The sequence below is a fragment of the Bacillus sp. FSL R10-2780 genome (genome assembly GCF_038006125.1).
GTDB lineage: Bacteria > Bacillota > Bacilli > Bacillales > Bacillaceae_G > Bacillus_A > Bacillus_A cereus_U.
Genome location: NZ_JBBOUQ010000001.1, coordinates 1,746,062 through 1,767,075 on the forward strand (window position 1 = coordinate 1,746,062; position 21,014 = coordinate 1,767,075).

Consider the following 21,014-nt stretch of genomic DNA (forward strand, 5'->3'; position numbering starts at 1 on the left):
AAAATAAAACAACATATAAACAAAAAGAAGACTATTTCTCAACTTACTAAGAAATAGTCTTCTTTTTGTTTTCTATACTGTTATTACTTCTACCCCATTACTTGTTAACACATTGTGCCACGCCTCATCGAGCTTAGCGTTTGTATATAATGCATCGATGTCACTGAAATTCCCGCTTTTATAGAACTTTGTTAAATTAAACTTTGACTCATCAGCCATCATGACAACTTGTTTTGCATTATTCTTTAACTGCTTATATATTTGTGCATCTTCAATATACGAACATGTTAGTTCTTTTTCTAAAGAAATTCCATCACAAGAAGCAAATAACTTATTAACAGTGAAATGGTCAAGATAGTTTAACGTCATTTCTCCAGACAATGCTAATGAATTTGTATTCAATATTCCTCCAATGACTATTAACCTGCAATCAAAGGAATCATATTGTTCTTTAAGCTCAATAATTTTATTAACAGCTGGTATCGAGTTTGTTAAAATCGTCAAATTCTTTTTATCGTGTATGTAATCCAAAATTTGCATTGTGGTTGTCCCAATTTCAATTGCGATAATATCATTATCTTCTACGAGTTTACTTGCTTCCATTGCAATTTTTCGTTTTTCTTCAATATTCTCAGCTCGGCGCCTATCAAAATGAAATTCTAGTGTTTGATCTTTTTTCTTAATTGCACCACCATGTATTTTCGTAAGCTGCCCTTCCTTGTGCAACATATCTAAATCTCTTCGTATCGTTTCTGTTGTAACATTTAGTACCTTCGCTAAATCATTTACCATAACTCGGTTGTACTTTTCTAACTCATCTAGTATGTGTTTTCTTCGTTCAAATTGCGTGTACGATTTCATTTCATTAACACCTCTTCAAATTACGAAAAATATTGTTTTTCTAAAAACTCTTATTATTAGAACGACTTAATCGTTACTTTTAACATAACATCATTTACAGAAAGAAGGAACGATTATCTGTACTATATTTCGTCAAAGGAACAATGGTATATATCACCATATTCACCATACTTTTTTATTACAAGAAGTCTATTTGTTTGGCACCCTTTTTTATAAAGAGCAGTACTTTTTATTTTCATCTGAAATTCAAATTTACTTAACAATAAAAACACGATTATAATAAATAAAAATTTATTGTTAAACGATAAATTTCATGTTAGATTAAATAGATAATTAATAAATGAGGTGCTTTATATGAAACAAAGATCAACACTCTTTTTAAAGACAGCTATTATTCTGATTGGAATCCCTGTTCTTGCTTTGTGTATATTTTTAGTTCCTAACATAGGGAATTATGCAGCGGAATTGTATCCCGATATTGCATATATAAAATATCTTATTTTAATCAATCTGTATGCAACGGTGGTACCTTTTTATTTCGCTCTGTATCAAGCTTTTAAACTTGTAAGCTTCATTGACAAGGGTAACGCTTTCTCGAAATTATCTGTTAGAGCTTTAAAAAAGATAAAACAATGTGCAGTAACAATCAGTATTTTATATGTGGTAGGTATGCCACTCTTCTATCTTGTGGCGGAAAGAGATGATGCACCAGGTATTATTATACTTGGCATGCTCCTAATCTTTTCTTCAATGGTTATCGCAGTCTTTGCTGCCGTTCTCCAAAGACTTTTAAAAGATGCGATAGATATAAAATCAGAAAATGATTTAACGGTCTGAGGTGAATAACATGGCAATAATAATTAATATTGATGTAATGCTAGCGAAAAGAAAAATGAGCGTAACTGAACTTTCAGAGAAGGTTGGAATTACAATGGCTAACCTTTCTATATTAAAAAATGGAAAAGCAAAAGCAATTAGAATTTCAACTTTAGATGCTATTTGTAAAGCATTAGAATGCCAACCTGGAGATCTTTTAGAATATCAACCTGAAGATACCGAATAAAAAGAGTCCTTCTTATATGAAGGACTCTTTTTATTGCTCATTACGGCGCAAAATTTATTTGGCCAGTAAACAATAAGATAATCGCGATAATCCAAAAAATAAAGAACGATGAGGAAAGTATTAATGAGATAATTGCAATTGCCTTCTTCTCTGTTTGTTTCGTGATTCCAATTGTTGAAAGTATAATACCTACGCCTGTCAGAGCAATTGTAATATAATCTCCCACTATATTACCCGCATTCGCTATTCTTGTCGGAGTTATAAAAACGAATAAAAAACACATAATTCCGATGAGTAAAGATACATAGCTTATTATGCTGTACTTCTTTTTGGAAACTATTTCTGTTTTCATAATTACCCACCCCTTCTATATAGCTATGAGTTCATATTAGCATGAATAACCATAATTTGGTTAAAATAATAAAAAACAGATAAAGCGGACACTTCCACTTTATCTGTTTTTTATTTAATATATAAACCTGCTATTTCTTCTTTATCATTATAAGTTACGATAAAGGTACGTTGTTCTTTACTATATTTCGCTACAAGAACAACTGTATATAAACCATCTTTTTCTTCAATCGACTTTTTTTCAATCTTTTCGAATGTACCAGCTTTTTCAATTACAGGAGTAAGATCTTTCATTTTCTCCTCTGATAATGCAGTTTTCATCTTGCTATCAAATTTGTCATGCACTTCTTTATACTTAGATTCATTTAGTAACGTTACAATTTCTTCCGCTTTCGGAATAAACTTTTTTGAAGTACTTTCATCTACTTTATTACCAGTACATGCTGCAAGTGCGAACGCCGCAATAGCACTTATAATAATGAGTAACATTCTTTTCATTTTAATACACCCTTTCTTTTTAAGATGAAACTATAACTAAATACAAGTAACGCACAAATTGCTATTGTAACTTCTACAGTAAATATAGCCCTATCTGCTGGTACGTATAGCGGTATGATACCTGCTAGTGCATTTACAGTCCCATGGATGAAAATTGCATATACAACATAACGAAATTTCTTTTGGACAACAGCTTGCAATACAATGAATGACAGACCGACATGGATTAACATCGCAAAGATACGTTCCACTCCACCGACAAAATAACTATCCGTATTTCCGCTAACTGTTTGCGATAATAATAGAGATACTACTGGAATACCGACTATCAACACAGCTTCAATACCACCGTGCCCTACTCCGAATAAAAATCCTGACTGCCAATCTCGTTGTTTCATAAAATAGCGCATTGCAATAAAACGAGCTATCTCTTCAAAAATACCAGCTGACAAACTAAGCATAATCGCAAATAATATAGGCTGCATGACACTAAACATTGAAAAAGCTGTGCTATTTCCATTTAAATAATTCAGTATTGGTATACGGATTAAAATTTGTGATACAACAAATGCCAATACGCCTAGCATATACGGGATATAGCGTTTCTTCCAAAAAGCATATAAAAGTGCAACAAGCGGTAACCCTATACTTATAAACGCTGTAAAAATAAGACCATTCATCTCGTTTCACCTCTTACTTGAAGTGTATAAAAACGATTGAAGAAAGTATGTAGTTATTTCTTATTCGGTTTGATTTCCATCATAAATGGTTATCTATTTTTTTAGTATGAAAGTTTGCGTGAAATGAGGACTCATATAAGTCGTTTCTAGCGTTGCATTATTCGTTTTATTTATAATACGTTTTAATGAGAATAACCCATATCCTCTGCCCTCTTCTTTACTCGAATAATTCTTCTCATAAATTTTTTGCAAATCAATCTCTTTATAATTGGAGCTATTACGAACAACAAAATATTGCTCTGCATCCATTTCAAAAAAGGCAATTTGCAGTACCTTTTCCTCACTATGTACCGCTTCTTCAGTTGCATTATCTAATAAGACTGAAATGATACGAATAAAAGGAACTATAGGCATCGAAACCGTCGCTATTTTTTCCGGAATATCAAGCATTACTTTTATTTGTTGTTGCTGGGCAGTACCCACTTTTGCTCTTAATACACTTTTCACTTCAGGTATATGTATACGAGATAATTTCGCAATATCGAGTTCATGATCATTGATTAATTTTAAAGTAGGAGTAATAACCTCATAATAAACTTGCTCGATTTCATTCACATTTTTTGTACGTATTCCCGCTTCTAACGCAAGTAACACATTAATATAATCGTGGCGGAAACTGGCCAATTCATCATGCATCGATTCTAATTTCTCAACATAATCGAGTAATTCTTTATCTAACCTTGTTTCATGTTCTTCTACCAACTTCTCTTTCGCCAAATGCGAACTCAGTAATACAATAAGTAGTAATACTAAGAACAATATAATTGCTGAAATAAAACTCAATTCACCATATTGCTGATTTAACTTTGCTAAAAAATCAGTGGATGGACTCGTTAAAATTAATCCAATAATAAACCCAATAATTAACAAAATATAAGTAACATAATATAGTGGACTTCCTACTATGTACTGAGCGATACTTTGAATTCGTTTACGAGCTAATACAATACCTATAAAAGTTATGAGCGACACGATAAGATGAATTATACTCGCTGTCCATAAATAGAAATCAAATGGTGTTAACATAAATAGTTTCATACCCACTTCGAGAAATAGCATTTTCACAAGCGTAATAATAACCATGCTAACAAGCGCAAAATATAAATTCCGCATAAAGTTCAATTCATTTTGCATCAATCCTAAACTTATTAGAAATAACACAATTGTACTATTAAGCTCTGGATATCTCGTTACTGTTACGACAATTACAAGTAAAATAATAAATACAACACTTAAAGACGCTAACATTCTATATGACAATCTATTGTACCGGATTAATTGAATGTATAAGAAGGTATGACTCATACTAGTGAGCAAAAGTGCAAACACATCATAAATATACATTACATCTCACCCTTTAACATTGTACGTACTTTACTAACTAAACGCCGCGATACTGGAATTCGTTTCCCACTTTTTAATATCATCATCTTCTGCGTTGTATCATAAGAAGACATTTGTATAATATTCACGACATATGATTGATGACAACGAAATAACCGTTCATCTACTATTTCAATCTCTTTTAATGTTCCATAAAAATAAACGATACGATCTAACGTCACTAAAGCTAAACGATGTGGATCATCGGTCATAATATATTCGACTGCATGAAATGGCAGTCGCACAGTAGCGTTACTATTTTCAACAATAAAATCATCCTTAGGAATAGTAGTCTTATTGCGTGCCTCATATTGAAGCAAACATTGCTCAAATACTTGATATCGTTCTTCATAAGGCAAACCTTTATCAATAAATGTTAAAGCTGATACCATGTATTGATACGAGATCGGTGCAAATTCTGAATGCGTCGTTACAAACACAATAATCCCTTGCGTATCATATTTACGAATTTCTTGCGCTACTTGCAACCCTTTACGTTCTTCTCTTTTTATCTCAATATCTAAAAAATAAATTGGTACATAAGTCGCCCGTGGAATGTTTTTAATAATGTTTTCACTTTTACTAGTTACTTCGATAAAATCGTACGGCAACATATATTTCTCACAAATCTCTTCAACTAACCGCTTCATTTGCTGCGCTTGTATGACATCATCTTCTAAAATGAAAATACTCATATTATCACTCGCCTTATAGAAATCTTTCACTTACTTAAAAAAGTTCAAAAACATAACTCTTTATCTACAGATTTATCTATAACTATATAATTCACATTATTATAACAATCTCCTTCTATACACTTGAAAGTATTAATCCACTATAGTTTTTTTAAACATAGAAAATAACCTCTACTTTCCGAGTAAAAAGTAGAAGTTTTAATCAAGCCGTTTATAAAGAAAACTCTCTATCTCTATCAATAACTACCTTAAAAAACTCAGAGTAATGCGATAAAGAATAGTCCGCTACATCACATTTATCTTGAAACATACATGTTGAAATACCTAATTCCTTCGCAGGCAATAGATCTAACTCTCTATCTCCAATTGCTAGATCAATATTGTGCTTTTTATGTAAATGATCATAAGCTAAAGAGTTCGGTTTTCGAGGGAAACCATCGTCAATTGTAACCATATCGACGAAGTATTTGTCCCATCCATAATACTTTAAGATTTCCATAACTCCTGTCCTATGTTTATGTGTCATAATCACGTTTTTATGCGCAAATTTCAAAATCTCTTCGACACCTTCAAACGGTTTCATATCTTTTGGAGTAAACTGTTTCTTCAAAACTTTAATCTGTTCTTCCTGTTCATTTGAAATGTTGTAATATTGAATTGCGTGGGAATATGATATTTTTAAGTTTTTGTATATTTCTTGTTTATCTACTGCATCACCTAATATTTCAGAAAGCATCATTGTATATGCAGGATACGTATTAAATAACGTCCCATCAAAATCCCATAAAATATTCATTTTATACATCTTCTATTTTGTACTTACATTGTTACATATTGCGTATTACGAAATCCGCCAAATCCCTCGGTGATTCCTTTTCCAAATAATACTCCTCAGCTTTCCAATACCTACTTTGAAACTTTGGAAGGTTCTTCTGCGTTTCCTCACTCTCGCGAAGAAACCTTGTCTCTCTTGAACAATCCAAATACACCATATAATGAAAGAAATTTCTCCATTCTTTTCGCTGCAGAAAAACACCTTCAACAATTATTACACCTACTAAAGGAAGCTGTATTTCTTTCATTTCACATATGTCTGTTTCATCATGATAGAAAGGCAATTGTACTTGTATATCGCTTTGTAACTTCCAAAAAAAGTTTCGCTGCAACCACTCTATATCCCATTGAAGGTTGTAGTACTCATACCATTCTGCAAATCCAGTATTATATCGCTTATTACGCTCAGTAATATGATCGTCAATATGAAAAATATGAAACGGGATTTCACTTTGCTTCAAATCTTCTTCCAACTCTTTAACCAATGTTGTTTTACCTGAACGACTTAGACCATCTATACCTAATATAAATCGCTCATCTTTATGCTCCTTAATAACTTTCATTATTTCACTTGTGCTCATTACTTTTGCCAATCTTCTTTTAATAATGAATAAACGACCGTGTCATGAGCAACATCATTTTGAATCATATATTTTCGAAGTAATCCTTCTTCTTGAAATCCGGCTTTTTTTAATAAATTACGGGAAGCTTCATTTTCTATATATACGACAGCTGCAATTCTTATAAAGTGCAACGTTTCAAATCCGTAAGCTAGCATTGCTTGCAGTGCTTCGGTTGCGTATCCTTGTCCCCAATATGTATCATCTAGCTCATAACCAATTTCAGCTCGTTTATGATGATTGTTAATTAAATGAAATCCACACGTACCAATTAATTGATCTGTGCCTTTCTTCTCTATTCCCCAGCGAAATACACTTCCCTCTTCATTACGCTTTCTAAACGTTTGAATAGTCGTTTTCGCTTGCTCAACATTTTCGAAAGAGTCCATTCCAAAATAACGAATAACGGATTCTTTTGAAAAATAATGGAACATTGTTTCTGCATCTAATAGTGTAAGTTCTCTTAATAGTAAACGTTCTGTTTCTAATTTTGGAAACCCCATCCTCTTTTTCTCCTTCTATTCTAATGAACTACAAATTTCAATATAATTACCGTCTGGGTCAGCAATGTAAGCAATTGTTTGTCCCCACGGTTTTACGATTGGCTCAACTAGAACTTTAACCCCTTGTTCTTTTAATTTCTCAATCGTTTCCTTAACATCATCTACAACAAATCCTATTTCAAAATGAGAAGATTGTAGTACACCTTCTGTAAGAGGTAGTCCCGTTAACTCCTTAACATCCTCTCGTGTATTCATCGCTAAAATTGTTGCTCCTGTTTCAAATTCGATATATGTACCGTGTTCAGCTCTTATTGGTAATTTTAAAATTTCTTTATAAAACTGAAGACATTGTTCAAACTTTTCTACATATAAAATAATGTATTTCATTTTTAAGTTCATAATTATTCCTCCTTTACCTTCACCTCTAAAAATTCGACAAATGTTTTTAAAAACCTTGTACCTTATAGAGACGAGCACAAAAAAATGAGGCCGATTTCTCGGCCCCCAGCTTATTGGCATAAAACAGGAGATTTGGTTTGGACATAACCAGTTCTTACATTTATTATATTTTATTTTTTCTGAATTTTAAATATAATATACACCTATTTATGTTGAGAAAGTTTTTTCTACGTGATCATAAAACTATGTGCATAAAATCATACCGCTTAAGAAATGCTACAAATGGAGGTGTATACATATGGAACCAATGCTATGTCCAAGCTGTAAAACGAACCGAACTCGCTTTAATATTCTTGAGCAACAAGTAAAACCAGTGAAATTAAATCCACAAACTGGTCAAGTAGAAGAAGAATACACAAACGAAACGATGAATGCTTTTCATATGGCTTATCAAGGACCTACTTATCGCGTCCAATGTGCTGTATGCGGGCTTGTTGAAAACCCAGAGCAATTTATAAAACCTGCGCAAAATCAGTCTTTCTCATAAAATCGTTACTATCCCTTATAGAAATAGATTTTTCTATAAGGGATTTTTCCGTTTAATACGGTAATAAAAAATGTATTTCTTCCTTATTATATTTGAAACTCCACACCCTTCTGGTAATATTTACATAAAAGAGGTGAAACAAATGATTTTAAATAAAAAGTTAATGATTCCATTTACATTTCTACTATTAACTTGTCACATAGGCATTTTTTACTTTTGGATCTTCGATTGGAAGAAGATCTCGACCCCTTACGGTCTAGCTATATGGATTATTTCTACTGTTTGCGGCTTTTTACTTTATTACCACTTTAAACATCAAAACTCTAATAAAATAGTATTAATCGGTAGTTCATTATTATTAATCGTTTTTTCATCATTTATGATTTTTTTAGGTATTATCACTGGTATTATCTTTGTAACTGTTAGTTCTATGCCTTAAATATATAGTTTTTTATTGTGTAAAAAAGAGTGAACAAAATAGAATTATGTAAAAATTAAAGAAGATGATTCCGGTAATCATCTTCTTTTAAAATCCAATCTTTATTATAATATTTCGCTTTTCAATTTCTTAATTTTCCAAGAGAGCCTTATAAAGAGATACATCCACATACAACTAACAACCCCCACCATAACTTTCGCCCAAATAGGCACTCTTGATTCTATCGGACTTAAAAATACGTTATACATTGATGGTAATATAGTTGCTAACATAATAACAAAGAATAGTGATAACTCCTTTAGTTTTTGTATCCTCGTCTCCTTTTCTGAATATATATCAGGCAACTCATTTTCCTCTTCTACTTCCTTACAAAAATAATTCCATTTTGTAAAACTCGTTACATGTTTCCACCCACACATTTCATATATATCAATATATTCTTTTTGTTTTTCTTTTGAATCTTTATAATCCAATCTGAAATCCGCTTTATATACTACATCTTTCGGCTTAGTTTTCTTAAATGTATACATTATATTATATTTTTGTAATGCCCAGCCTTGTTGGTGCATATTCCGTAAAAAAGCTTCTTCTTTTTCTACGCTCCATACCGCGAAAGGTTTGAATATCTTCTTTGTCTCCATCTTCCATTCACTCCCCTAATATACTGTTTCCATTTCTTACAGATCTCTGCAACCTGTTATACTCTAGCTCTAACACTTCTCTACCAAACGGCGTTAACTCATAGCACTTCTTTCTGTCTGTTGAGGCAACTTCAACAATTAACTTTTCTTTTAATAACTTCGTCGTATTCCCATATAAAGTACCAGGACCTAGCTTTACTTCCCCATTTGTCATCTCTTCTACCATTTGCATAATTCCATAGCCATGCATTGGCTTTACGAGTGACAATAGTATGTAATACGTTGCCTCGGTTAATGGAATATATTTTTGTGCTTTCACATTCATTATAACTACCTCCGATACATCGCCTTATGATATATCGACTTACGATACATCGTATACCGATATTGTATAATCATATTCCAAAATATGCAAGAGTAATTTAATAATTAAATATCTATTTCTTCGGATTAAAAAATCATACCAATTTTCTGAATAATTTGTTAAAATATAGAAATACTAACTCTTTTATTATGGAAGGAATGTTACATATGATAAATAAATTAAAAGAAAATATAGGGTCTGTTTTTGTCGGTAAGGAGAATATTATTGATCTACTACTCGTTTCATTACTTGCTGACGGACATGTACTACTTGAAGATGTGCCTGGTACTGGGAAAACTTTGTTAGCAAAAACCATTTCAAAAAGCATTGGTGGTAATTTTTCTCGCGTTCAATTTACCCCTGATGTACTTCCGAGTGATGTAACAGGTATTGAATATTTCAATCCGAAAACGAGTGAATTCGAATTAAGACTTGGACCAGTTATGACAAATATTTTACTTGCAGATGAAATTAACCGTGCGATGCCAAGAACACAGTCTAGTTTGTTAGAAGCGATGGAAGAACGACAAGTAACGCTTGAAAAGCAGTCTACTCCTCTTCCAAAACCGTTTTTTGTTATTGCGACGCAAAATCCGATTGAATCACAAGGAACTTTCCCTCTTCCAGATGCACAGCTTGATCGCTTTTTAATGACGATTTCAATTGGTTATCCGTCTCCTGAAGATGAGCTAAAAATGATGCGTCGTTTTCGTAGCGTTGCACCTTTAGAAAGCGTCACATCTGTCATTTCTTTAGAGGACATTTTAGAAGCGCAGCAACAAGTGAAAGAAATTTTCGTATCAGAACCGTTAGAACACTATATTATTAAACTTGCTCACGCTACAAGAAATCATGATTACATTGCCAATGGTGTAAGCCCACGTGCTACATTAGCTTTAGTACGTGCTGTTCAAGCATTAGCCTTTTTACGCGGCAGAGAATATTGCACGCCTGAAGATATACAATTTTTAGTTCCTTCTGTTTGGAATCACCGTATCGTCTTATCAATGGAAGGTGCATTACGTACGACAAAAAACGAATTAATGCAAAGGATTTTAAAAGAAGTTGACGTACCCGTGGAGATTGAGCAAGCATGAATGGACAGCGCGTTGTAACTGTACCTTTATTTTTTCAAATCCACATTATTCAATTAACTGTGCCCATCGCTTTACTATTTACGTTTTTTCTACCGCAACGAATTATTATGTTTCTCTTTTTCTTCTACTATTTATTTGCGATTTTTATTTATAAATATGTTGCTTACATAGAGAAAAGATTTCAAGTTATAAATGAAAAACAAACAACTCGGCTTTTCCCTGATGAATCCGGACAGTTTTTTATTCATTTAAAAAATGGGGCAAATATACCACTCGTTAACGGTGTTTGTTATTTTCATTTAAATTCGTCCCTTATACCGCATAAAGATCAAGGGATTGAACAGATATCAAAAACGTTATTTTCTTTCCCATTTTCACAACCTGCTCATTCAGCGCAAAAATGGGATTTAACATTAACCGCAACGAAGCGTGGTGTCTTTCAAATTGAACAATTTGAATGTGTTTTAAAAGACCCTTTTCATTTATTAACTGTCCATTTACCTGTTTTCGATAAATTAAAGACTGAAATTATTGTATACCCTACTCCTAAAGAAGTAGCCGGTTTACAAGAACTCCAGCAACTATTAACAGGTTCGTATCGAACGAATTTCTCTTTTTACAATGATGAAACATCCATTATCGGTGTTAAACGATATGAACGTGAATCTTTCCGCTCTATTCATTGGAAAGCGTCTGCTAAAATGCAGGCGTTACAAGCGAAGCAATATGAACCTGTAAAAAATTATAGTTGGACGATTTGTCTTTCTTTAGCTGCTGATCGAGGATTCGGTTGGAAAGAGAATATAGAAGACCTTATTTCATTTACCACATACATTTGTCAATTCGCAACGAAGCATCAAATTCCGTTTGAGTTATTTATTAGTGTTTTAGCAGAAGGTGGTGCATTACATTTACCGTTAAATGAAGGACAAACGCAATATGCAAAAGCTTTAGAGGAATTAGCACGTATTACAGATGATAGTACACTACTTCCGAAACAAGGATTTCTTCACTATGTAACGAGAAAAAGAGAACGCTCGTCTACAATGATATACATTGGTTTGCAGAAGAATGAGCTTCCTCTTCTATCTCAGCCTACGTTTCTCATTAATAATGAAGGGATGGTGGAACCAGTTGAAAACTTGGCTCTATCACGTTAATGACTTTATTCTGCTCCTCCTTCTTTCATTATTAACGGAAAGAGATGAACTCATTGGTATTGCTATATTTTTAGCGACCGGTTATGTAGGAGTATTTCTTATTCATAAACTAATGAAGAAAAAAACAACAGGATTCGTAATACTTTTAGTTATTCAAATAGTCGGTTTTTCTTTATTTCTACCGTTTTCTCTTTTTGGCACAATTATATTACCACTATTTTTCTTTATCGTACACGCGGTCGGACCTGGATATCCGGTTCAAAAATCGTTAGGCGGTATTGTATGGTTTGTCGTTACAGCTATATTTTATGCACCCTTTCCGCCGTTATGGAAATTATTAATGTTAGCCTTACACTTAATGATTACATTTTGGCTAACCGGGGCAAATCGTAAACAACAACTATTACGTTTCGCTTCTATCATTACGATTGGTGTAATGAGTATGTTAATTGTTCAAGTGTTCCCTTTTATTCGACTTATGTTTGGTTTTATGACTGAATTTATCGCATTGGGAGTCGGCTATGCTCTAATGCCATTAATTAAAGCAGCTGAAATGAAAGATACAGAAGGAGTTTGGGCAAATAAAGGACATCTCTTAAACCCTCGAATTGAAGACGGTAAAAAACTTCCTGACTTTGACCCGATACTCATAAATAGCGCTACAATAATAGTCTGTACAGTCATTGCTATTTATGTCGTAAGGAAAATAGTAAAAAATCGAAAACATTTAAGTTTACCAAATATACCAGTCTTCGAATCTACAATCATTACTGATAAAGAAGGAATTAGCCAAAAACGTATGAAGCGAAATAACCCACCACATAATGAGATTCGAAAAGAAATTTTCAAACTTGAGAGTAAACTATCCCCTCCTTTAAATCGTGAACGAGGAGAAACTGTTGAAGCTTGGCTAGAAAGAGTAAATCATGAAGAAGAGGTAAATATTCAGAGTCATATCATTATAGATGCTTATAATGCAGTACGTTATTCAAACAGTGAAAATGCTGTGCTTTTGCATGAATTTAAGGAAGAGGTTCATAAGCTTTATGCTTATCAGAAGAGTTTGAAGAAGAAGAGAAAATAATGTATACAAAAAGACTCCTATTAAACTAGGAGTCTTTTTGTATAAAAGTCCACGTTGCTTTTCACAAATTATGCTTTTTTTCCTGCTTCAATTTCTAAAGATTCTTCATGCCACCAAAGTGTTTCTTCAGGATCCTCTTTAGCGATTTGATGTGCTTCTTTCTTCGATTCTACGGTAGGATAAGATCCTTTTAATGCACGTCCTGATGTTGTAACAAACAGTACACTAAATACAACTAATCCAATTACACTTACACCTGTTAAATAAAATGCTGGTGCCAGTGGATTACCAGTAGCATGAACTAAGTATGAACATACAAGCGGCGTTGTACCACCGAATATGGATACAGAAATATTAAAGGAGATAGAAAGTGCACGATAACGTACATCGGTGAAAAAGAGTGCTGGTAATAACGAAGGCAATGTTCCTTCATAAACACTAAGGAAGAAACCTAAGACGAAAATACCCGCAAACATGGCTACAATATGTCCGTTACCAATTAATAAAAATGCTGGAATTGAACATAATGCTAAACCAAGTAAACCAATTTGTACTACGCGTTTATTACCTACTTTATCACTTAATTTACCGAAATAAAGTGCCAGTGGAATCATAAGTGCCATCGTAATTGAAATAATTAATAAGCCAGTTGTTTCTTTGACTTTTAGTACTTGTGTTAGATAAGAAGGAATATACGAAAGGATCATATAGTTTGTAATGTTAAAGAAGGCAACAATTACTGTGCTTAATAAGAAGTCTTTTTTGTGATATTTTAATATATCCATAAATGAAAATTGTTCGTTGTCTTCAGATTCCTCTTGTGCTTTTTCCATCTCTTGAAAGATTGGAGATTCATCTAAATGACGTCGTAAATATAAACCGACCAAACCAATTGGTGCAGCAATTAAGAAAGGAATACGCCATCCCCAGCTGAGCATTTGCTCATCTGTTAATAATAACGTCAAAATGGTAACAATTACCGAGGCAGCAATGTAACCTGAGAGTGTTCCAATTTCAAGACCACTACCGAGTATACCACGCTTTTTATCTGGAGAAGATTCTGCGATATAAACCATTGCTCCTGAATATTCGCCGCCTGTAGAGAAGCCTTGAATCATTCGAGCAACTAAAAGTAGTATTGGTGCCCATACACCAATTTGTTCATAGGTTGGTAGTAATGCGATGAATAATGTAGAAAGTGCCATTAAAATAATAGTTGTACTTAAAACGATCTTTCGGCCGTATTTATCTCCTATTCTACCAAAGAAAATACCTCCGATTGGTCGAACGAGAAAGGCCGCTGCAAATGTACCAAATGTAAGTACAAGTTGCAAACCACTATTATTCACACCTGAGAAGAATAATTGACTTAATATTACCGCTAAATACGCGTATAATCCAAAGTCAAACCACTCCATTGCATTCCCAATGCCAGTAGCAACAACTGCTTTCCTAGCTTGTTTAGGATTGACAATATTAACGTCTTGAGGTTCAAAATTTAAATCATTATTTTGTTGCATATAGTAAAACAGCCCCTTATTTAATTTAACTTCTTTCAGCACACCTTCTCTTACTAGAATAAATTCAATACGAAGCACTTAAGGAAAAGCAACGTCTCCTTATCTGTTATTATTGTTTCACATAATTAATTATTTGTCCAATTAGATTCTTTCTAGATTAAGTAATTAAGTATTTTAAAAAGCTGAAAAAGCGCTGTATGAGTGCCTTTTTCAGCTTTTTATTTTAATATATAAATTTATTTTTTGTCCCTATTTTCTTCCTGTACGAATTATAAATAAGGTACTTTTTATATTTGTATTTTCATCAAAATTCTTAAACACTTGCTATAGCTGCCACACTATGAATAGCGAATATAAATTCATTAATAAATGCATCAATTTCCTCTTTCGTAATTATATACGGGGGAAGTAAACGGATGATATTCCCTTGTGTAACATCGACTAACATCCCTTTCTCCATTAATTCTAACTGTAATTTCTTTACGTTTTCATTTGTATCATTCATACTAATTCCAAACATCATACCAGCATGACGTACTTCCTGAATATAATAAGAATTTTCTTTCTGAATTTCTTGCAGTTTTTCATTCAAATATAGTGAAGTTTCATATGCTTCTTCCATTAAACCATCATCAATTAATGTTGTTAATACCGTTAAACCTAAAGCCGTTCCGATTGATGAATGAGCAAACGTTGTTCCATGATCTCCTGGTGAAAATACATTACATAACTTTTCACCTACAATGATTCCTCCTAGCGGTATCCCGCCTCCTGCTCCTTTACCAAATTGAATAATGTCTGGTGTAATATTGAAATTTTGATAAGCAAATAGTTTCCCAGTTCTGCCCATACCACTTTGTACTTCATCGACTATGAGGAGTACATTATACTTTTCACACAGGAGCTGAATCCCTTCTAAATATTCACTTGATAAAGGATAGATCCCACCGCTTCCTAAAACAGGCTCTAGCATAATTGCAATGGGATGTTCATTAACAATTGTATCTTCTAATTCCTTTATATTTTCACACTCCACTTCATATACAGGAATGGATGTTTTCGGGAAATTTTGATAAACATTTTCTTGTCTCGTAAAATGAAGAGCCCCTAATGTTCGCCCGTGGAAACTATCTTTCAGTACAACGACTCCTTCACGCTCTTCATTCGTAATAGATCTATATTTATCAATTAATTTTAATGTCGTTTCTGTCGCTTCTGTACCAGAGTTTGTAAAAAAAACTTTTCCATTTTTTAAAGAGCAATCAACTAATCTCTTTGCATACTCAATCGCAACTGGATTTAAAAAATGAAATGGAAGATGCAACGATTTCGTAACTTGCTCCATGGTCGTTTGCACAATTTTAGGATGATTATATCCTAATACGTTTACTCCTACGCCAGAAAATAAATCTAAATACTCTTTACCCTCCACATCATACAGTTTACAACCTTCTCCTCTTTCTATCGCAACCTCCGTGCGACAATACGTAGGCATCATATATTCTTTATCTAATTGAAACCAATCCGACATGTTAAATTCCTCCTAGTTATTTTTCCCGTTTTTTATATTCATTATCTATACAATCATTTATAAATTAACTTTTAAGATTGAAATTTTAATAGTGATTTTCTTCTACCTTTTACTAAAACGTGTTATTTCTCTTCCCGATATTCATTTTTCCATAATTTCTTCTATTTCAACAGGTCCACTGTATGTGCCTTTTTTTCATCTAGCGGTATGTTACTAATTTGAACTTCGTATGTAATACATAATCAAGGCTAAAGAATCATATTTAGTAACAATCAACGAAAAAATTTTGGAGGCTATATCGATGAATGAAAAACATGATAAACAGAGGCAATCTTTATTAGGAGAAGACTTAAATAGCAATCGAGAACTTAATGAACCAGCTAAACTTCACTCTCAAACAGTTGGTTCACGTGGACCTATTTTAAAGCAAGATAATGTACTGCACGAGGCGTTACAAGAATTTATTCATGAAAAGATTTTAGAAAGACCTGTTCATGTAAAAGGATTTGGTGCATTTGGTTATTTCCAAACGATATATCCGATGGCTGAACATACAAAACTTAGCTTTTTACAAAATTCAAATGAGAAAATTCCTGTTATGGTGCGATTTTCATTAGCTGTTAGTACGAAAGGAACACCTGATACTTCTAGAAATGTACGCGGTTTTGCTACAAAATTTTATACTAAAGAAGGCGTATTTGATCTTTTATGTAATCACCTTCCTGTCTTTTCTGTTCGTGATCCGATGCGTTTCCCTGAAACTATTAACGCGTTATTGCCTTCACCTAAAAATAACTTACTAGATCCTAATAGATTTTGGAGTTTTGTCGCTAGAGCACCCGAATCCATTCATTTTGTTGTCCGTTTATACTCTGATGCTGGTACGGCAAAAAGTCTTCGCCACATCCCAGGACATAGTGTAAATACATATGTTTGGAGAAATGCTCAAGGTTATCGAAAGTACGTAAAGTATCATTGGTATCCATTTGAAGGTGTACAATCCATTACTAGTGAGGAAGCAAATAAACTAGCTGCCGAAAATCCTGATTATAGTGGAAAAGATTTATACGATGCAATTGAGGCTGGTAAACCAGTGGAATATGGTTTATATGTCCAGCTCATGGATCCAAAAGATGAAGCACATCTTTCTTATGACCCTTTAGATGATACAAAAGTATGGGATGAAAAGGAGTATCCTCTTATGCCCGTAGGCAAAATGGTATTAAATAAAAATCCTGAAAATTATATGGAACAAGTAGAAAAAGTCTCCTTCTCCCCTTCTAATTTACTAGACGGTGCAGAACTATCAGATGATAAAATGCTGCAAGGTCGCGCTAATATTTATAGTGATTCTCAAAGAAGAAGAATTGGACCCGAATTTCGTAAATTAGCGATCAACCAACAGCAAGATTGGACACCCGCTAATCAAATTACAAGCGGTGACGGAAGATACGTTGAAGGAAAACTCGAAAGAACTTCTATAACTAAGCAAGATGATTTTGGGCAGGCTGGTGAATTTTATGCGAAGTTATCACACATTGAAAAAGAACATCTTGCTGAAAATTTAGCTAATGATTTGAAAGTTATATCCAATGATATTAGGAAGATAGTTTTGGGGTATTTCGATCAAGTATCAACTGATTTGAAAACAAGCATTGAGACAAAAATGAAAGAGCATTAAGAAGATTAAAACATGCTTTACGAATGAGAATTCAAATCTATATTAATTATTTTCTTGTCAAAATCCAATGAGGTTATTTAATTTAAAAATATAAAGCCAATATACCCCTGTTCTATAATTAGAACAGGGGTATATTGAAGTAGTTTAACGTTTAACATTAACTACTTTACTTAGCTAAAAAATGCAATAAGTAGCCTTTCAAAACAAACTATAGTAAATTATTTTACTTGCACTGTATAATTCCCTGTTCCACCGCCATACTTATATACACTTAAGTAATATTTCCCTGGCTTCGCATTATAATTTCCAAGCAATTTGTTTCCATCACGTTTTGTTGCATAAGCTACATAATTATATAGATCTGATTCAGAATATAATACCCAGTTCAGTCCAAGGTTTTGTTCGTTCGTAACAGAAATCTGTAAATCTTTTTGATCCTTTACATCGATAACAAATTTATCCCCCTGATCTTGATCGCTTAAGTTTCCTCTTAATAAAGTGTTCAAAGATAGTGGATTCGCTGTATCAAATGAATTATTCGGTTCTTTTTCTACAGCCGTACCTTCTTCCGTATTCAGCCCGCTAAATACAACATCATATTCAAATTGTCCAGCATTATTTACACGGTAATTTACAAAATAAGCAGTCAATGTTTTATATCCCGTCCACTCTTTTCCTGAAAGACGTTTCAACATATCATTCGTTGCTTGATTCATTACTTTCCAATCCTCAATCTCTCCTTTTGTCGCACTTCCAGTATATGTCCCCTGTAGTGTAAATGTATTAAAGAATTGTGATTTATTCTTTGTTACTTTCACATCTTTTAACTTTGATTCATTAGTGATATCTGAAGTAACGTCCGAAAGCGATTTTGGATCATGCTGCGCTAAGTACTCATCTGATACTTGTGGAATTGTATACTTATCACGATTATCAATAAGCATTTGCATATAAGATTGATATTCTTCATTTAATTTATTATCTTTGCTTAATGTAGAACGGTATGCGTCGTAACTTGAAACATCATTTGCACGAATTAAATCATGCACTTTATCGAACATTTCAGGACGGTTATTATACATATATGATTGCAATGCAAACGAATAGTTATAAAAATCAAACGTTCCATATTTCGCATTTAATGTTTGTGCTGCTGTGTATCGTTTTGCAGGATCATTAGATAATCCACCAATTATACTTTTTCGCGGTACTACACTATCTAATCGCGTTGCACCTGCAAAGAACTCTGCATTCCCTTCTTCAAACCATGTTAAACGTTCATTTTGATACATTTCCCCTTGGCCCCATAATCCCTGAACCTCGTACCTTCCCTGTAAGTAGTGCGTAAATTCATGGCGGAATAATTCTTCCAAACTATAAATACTTTGCTGTGGTGTACGTTCATATGTAAAGAAAGTCCCTGTTCCTTCAATGTACATTCCACCATTATTCGTTTCATATCCGTACAGTTGACGATTAAATTGATACTCATCTGGACTATTATAAATAACCATCGTTAACACGTCATCAACATGTCCACTTTCAAGTGGGTTATCACTACCAACTGTACGATAAAATTGAGAGCGTACTTCTTTTGCCGCCCAGTATAGACGTTTAATTTTCTCTTCGCTAACTTTATCCCCAGCCTTAAAGACAATCGCTCCATCATCAAATGTATACGTTTTCGGTAAATATTTCTTTTTTCCATCTTCTCGGATTTGATCTAAACTTATTGTTTTTCCGTTCGCATCTACTCCTCCGTAATTTGTAGTAATTTGTTCTGCTGCAACAAAATATTGCTCCCCTAAATGTGGATAAATCCTCATCGCTTCTGTAACAACTTGTTGTCCTTTTGTTGGCGTACTATGAAGCTTTCCTAATCGACCAGCATAGTAAATTCCGTTATTAATTAACCATCCATTTTTATCTGATACAGTACCAATTAGTGCGAAACGACTTACTTCATTAATAAAGTTATCGATATTTCGATACCACATCGTATCTTTCGGCTTTTTTCCAGTCGTGTACATATCCGTCTGAATATCAAAGTCAATTCCCTTCATCAACTCATATATAGCGTCTCCTTTTGTTCGGTCTTCAATGAAAGTTGCAATGTTATCGTTATATTGTTTAAAAATTTCACCTGCATATAAAACCGTTTCAACATCAGCCGATGCATTTCCAATTAATTTTCCATATGATGAAATAACTTTATTTTGTTCTGATGTACCAAGTTTGAAATTCGGATTTTTTGCAATTGTTTTTAAAGCCGGTAAACATTTATCATGGTAGCTACGCTCATTTAGTTTGCTTAATTCATCATGGTAAAAACCTAAATAAAATGCTGCACGTAGAGCTTCTACTAATGTTTCAATCCCTTTTGAATCATCTTTCGTATAAGCTTGTCCTTGTTCTGCTAGTTTATTAATAATCGCTTGCATTCGGCTATCATCTTGATAGAATTTGAGACTATCACTATTAAACTGAAATAATTCCGGAATTTGATACCAATTAATTGTCACAAGAAGATCAGTTAATTGTTTGTTACTTAATTGATTTAACTCAGCCATCGAATACTTTTTTTCTTCAGCTAACGGTTTAACATCCTCGTTTGGTGCTAGCGGACGCTGCGATAAATCCGATAACTTTAACCGTTTTGTAAAAGATGCATTTTCTTGTACTTTTGAAGAGTGTGCCAACTCATCAACGGATTTCTGTATGCCTACCGGCTCCATTTGTAATACGTTCTTCACATTTTTTTCTTTTGTCTCTGCTTGAATTTGCAAACCATTACATGATATTGTCACTAGTCCAACACCAAGAATCAACTTAGAAATTTTTGAATATTTAACCATACCATTGCCCCCTAATAATTTTAAAGAAAATTCTGAATTTTAAAACCAGAACATACTTATTTGTATGTACTTACAGTTCCGCTATAAATACAAGTATGATCAATGATGCAATAGTAGCTTGTTTTATACTATTACGAATACAGATTCC

23 protein-coding genes are annotated in these 21,014 nt (G+C 33.3%); 8 read left to right on the forward strand and 15 right to left on the reverse strand.

All coding sequences use genetic code 11. The annotated features are described in order from the left end of the window. Positions 1–72: 72 nt before the first annotated feature. A complete protein-coding gene (locus tag NSQ47_RS09085) occupies positions 73–861 on the reverse strand; it encodes a DeoR/GlpR family DNA-binding transcription regulator (protein WP_002127921.1) in 789 nt (262 codons plus the stop codon). Positions 862–1,215: 354 nt separating this feature from the next. On the opposite strand from NSQ47_RS09085, the gene NSQ47_RS09090 reads away from it, so the two are divergent. Together NSQ47_RS09090 and NSQ47_RS09095 are read left to right on the forward strand one after the other, a co-directional pair. Further along, positions 1,216–1,698 (forward strand): DUF2975 domain-containing protein, encoded by a 483-nt coding sequence (locus NSQ47_RS09090; RefSeq protein WP_340824467.1) that lies wholly within the window; start codon positions 1,216–1,218, stop codon positions 1,696–1,698. A 10-nt stretch (positions 1,699–1,708) separates the two neighbouring features. Then, positions 1,709–1,924 (forward strand): helix-turn-helix domain-containing protein, encoded by a 216-nt coding sequence (locus tag NSQ47_RS09095; RefSeq protein ID WP_002110519.1) that lies wholly within the window; start codon positions 1,709–1,711, stop codon positions 1,922–1,924. A 40-nt stretch (positions 1,925–1,964) separates the two neighbouring features. On the opposite strand, the gene NSQ47_RS09100 is transcribed toward NSQ47_RS09095, so the two are convergent. The 9 genes from NSQ47_RS09100 to NSQ47_RS09140 form a co-directional block, all read right to left on the reverse strand. Next, the gene (locus NSQ47_RS09100; protein WP_002110521.1) at positions 1,965–2,276 is read right to left on the reverse strand and encodes a hypothetical protein; all 312 of its coding nucleotides are present in this window, start codon (positions 2,274–2,276) and stop codon (positions 1,965–1,967) included. Between the two features lie 110 nt (positions 2,277–2,386). Next, complete coding sequence (locus NSQ47_RS09105) at positions 2,387–2,773, reverse strand: DUF3887 domain-containing protein (RefSeq protein WP_340824469.1); 387 nt, start codon at positions 2,771–2,773, stop codon at positions 2,387–2,389. After that, a complete protein-coding gene (locus tag NSQ47_RS09110) occupies positions 2,770–3,453 on the reverse strand; it encodes a YhfC family glutamic-type intramembrane protease (RefSeq protein WP_078174267.1) in 684 nt (227 codons plus the stop codon). Before NSQ47_RS09110 ends, NSQ47_RS09105 begins: the two co-directional genes overlap by 4 nt. A gap of 93 nt (positions 3,454–3,546) precedes the next feature. Continuing rightward, on the reverse strand, positions 3,547–4,857 hold the full coding sequence (locus NSQ47_RS09115; RefSeq protein ID WP_016127181.1) for a GHKL domain-containing protein: 1,311 nt from the start codon (positions 4,855–4,857) through the stop codon (positions 3,547–3,549). Continuing rightward, positions 4,857–5,591, reverse strand: a complete 735-nt coding sequence (locus NSQ47_RS09120; RefSeq protein WP_002165542.1) for a response regulator transcription factor — start codon at positions 5,589–5,591, stop codon at positions 4,857–4,859. Before NSQ47_RS09120 ends, NSQ47_RS09115 begins: the two co-directional genes overlap by 1 nt. 211 nt (positions 5,592–5,802) lie before the next feature. Further along, complete coding sequence (locus NSQ47_RS09125) at positions 5,803–6,387, reverse strand: HAD-IA family hydrolase (protein WP_002161345.1); 585 nt, start codon at positions 6,385–6,387, stop codon at positions 5,803–5,805. Between the two features lie 31 nt (positions 6,388–6,418). Beyond that, the gene (locus tag NSQ47_RS09130) at positions 6,419–7,006 is read right to left on the reverse strand and encodes a kinase (RefSeq protein ID WP_340824479.1); all 588 of its coding nucleotides are present in this window, start codon (positions 7,004–7,006) and stop codon (positions 6,419–6,421) included. Further along, positions 7,006–7,548, reverse strand: a complete 543-nt coding sequence (locus tag NSQ47_RS09135; protein WP_002200088.1) for a GNAT family N-acetyltransferase — start codon at positions 7,546–7,548, stop codon at positions 7,006–7,008. Before NSQ47_RS09135 ends, NSQ47_RS09130 begins: the two co-directional genes overlap by 1 nt. A 15-nt stretch (positions 7,549–7,563) precedes the next feature. Further along, the gene (locus NSQ47_RS09140; RefSeq protein WP_070139481.1) at positions 7,564–7,947 is read right to left on the reverse strand and encodes a VOC family protein; all 384 of its coding nucleotides are present in this window, start codon (positions 7,945–7,947) and stop codon (positions 7,564–7,566) included. A 298-nt stretch (positions 7,948–8,245) separates the two neighbouring features. On the opposite strand from NSQ47_RS09140, the gene NSQ47_RS09145 reads away from it, so the two are divergent. Both NSQ47_RS09145 and NSQ47_RS09150 read left to right on the forward strand, forming a co-directional pair. Next, a complete protein-coding gene (locus NSQ47_RS09145) occupies positions 8,246–8,494 on the forward strand; it encodes a hypothetical protein (RefSeq protein WP_000433610.1) in 249 nt (82 codons plus the stop codon). 142 nt (positions 8,495–8,636) lie between these two features. Continuing rightward, a complete protein-coding gene (locus NSQ47_RS09150; protein WP_340824482.1) occupies positions 8,637–8,933 on the forward strand; it encodes a hypothetical protein in 297 nt (98 codons plus the stop codon). Positions 8,934–9,037: 104 nt separating this feature from the next. Here the strand turns inward: NSQ47_RS09150 and NSQ47_RS09155 are convergent, their stop codons facing one another. Together NSQ47_RS09155 and NSQ47_RS09160 are read right to left on the reverse strand one after the other, a co-directional pair. Beyond that, entirely contained in the window at positions 9,038–9,574 is a 537-nt protein-coding gene (locus NSQ47_RS09155; RefSeq protein WP_002110529.1) for a DUF2812 domain-containing protein, read from the reverse strand. Between the two features lie 7 nt (positions 9,575–9,581). Further along, positions 9,582–9,899: a PadR family transcriptional regulator gene (locus NSQ47_RS09160; RefSeq protein ID WP_002110530.1), complete on the reverse strand. Its 318-nt coding sequence runs from the start codon at positions 9,897–9,899 to the stop codon at positions 9,582–9,584. Positions 9,900–10,105: 206 nt separating this feature from the next. Between NSQ47_RS09160 and NSQ47_RS09165 the strand changes: the two genes are divergently transcribed. Genes NSQ47_RS09165 through NSQ47_RS09175 form a run of 3 tightly spaced genes read left to right on the forward strand, consistent with a single transcriptional unit; the run spans position 10,106 to position 13,279 of the window. Beyond that, a complete protein-coding gene (locus tag NSQ47_RS09165) occupies positions 10,106–11,035 on the forward strand; it encodes an AAA family ATPase (RefSeq protein WP_002161339.1) in 930 nt (309 codons plus the stop codon). Further along, positions 11,032–12,195 (forward strand): DUF58 domain-containing protein, encoded by a 1,164-nt coding sequence (locus NSQ47_RS09170; protein WP_002161338.1) that lies wholly within the window; start codon positions 11,032–11,034, stop codon positions 12,193–12,195. Before NSQ47_RS09165 ends, NSQ47_RS09170 begins: the two co-directional genes overlap by 4 nt. Then, entirely contained in the window at positions 12,170–13,279 is a 1,110-nt protein-coding gene (locus tag NSQ47_RS09175) for a DUF4018 domain-containing protein (protein ID WP_002161337.1), read from the forward strand. Before NSQ47_RS09170 ends, NSQ47_RS09175 begins: the two co-directional genes overlap by 26 nt. A 68-nt stretch (positions 13,280–13,347) precedes the next feature. On the opposite strand, the gene NSQ47_RS09180 is transcribed toward NSQ47_RS09175, so the two are convergent. Together NSQ47_RS09180 and NSQ47_RS09185 are read right to left on the reverse strand one after the other, a co-directional pair. Continuing rightward, complete coding sequence (locus NSQ47_RS09180) at positions 13,348–14,799, reverse strand: MFS transporter (protein WP_033711045.1); 1,452 nt, start codon at positions 14,797–14,799, stop codon at positions 13,348–13,350. Between the two features lie 313 nt (positions 14,800–15,112). Continuing rightward, a complete protein-coding gene (locus NSQ47_RS09185; RefSeq protein WP_341036670.1) occupies positions 15,113–16,330 on the reverse strand; it encodes an aspartate aminotransferase family protein in 1,218 nt (405 codons plus the stop codon). Positions 16,331–16,631: 301 nt separating this feature from the next. On the opposite strand from NSQ47_RS09185, the gene NSQ47_RS09190 reads away from it, so the two are divergent. Continuing rightward, the gene (locus NSQ47_RS09190; RefSeq protein WP_215578881.1) at positions 16,632–18,011 is read left to right on the forward strand and encodes a catalase; all 1,380 of its coding nucleotides are present in this window, start codon (positions 16,632–16,634) and stop codon (positions 18,009–18,011) included. 218 nt (positions 18,012–18,229) lie between these two features. Here the strand turns inward: NSQ47_RS09190 and NSQ47_RS09195 are convergent, their stop codons facing one another. Next, positions 18,230–20,866, reverse strand: coding sequence for a collagenase ColA (locus NSQ47_RS09195; RefSeq protein WP_341036673.1), 2,637 nt, complete (start codon positions 20,864–20,866; stop codon positions 18,230–18,232). Positions 20,867–21,014 lie beyond the last annotated feature (148 nt).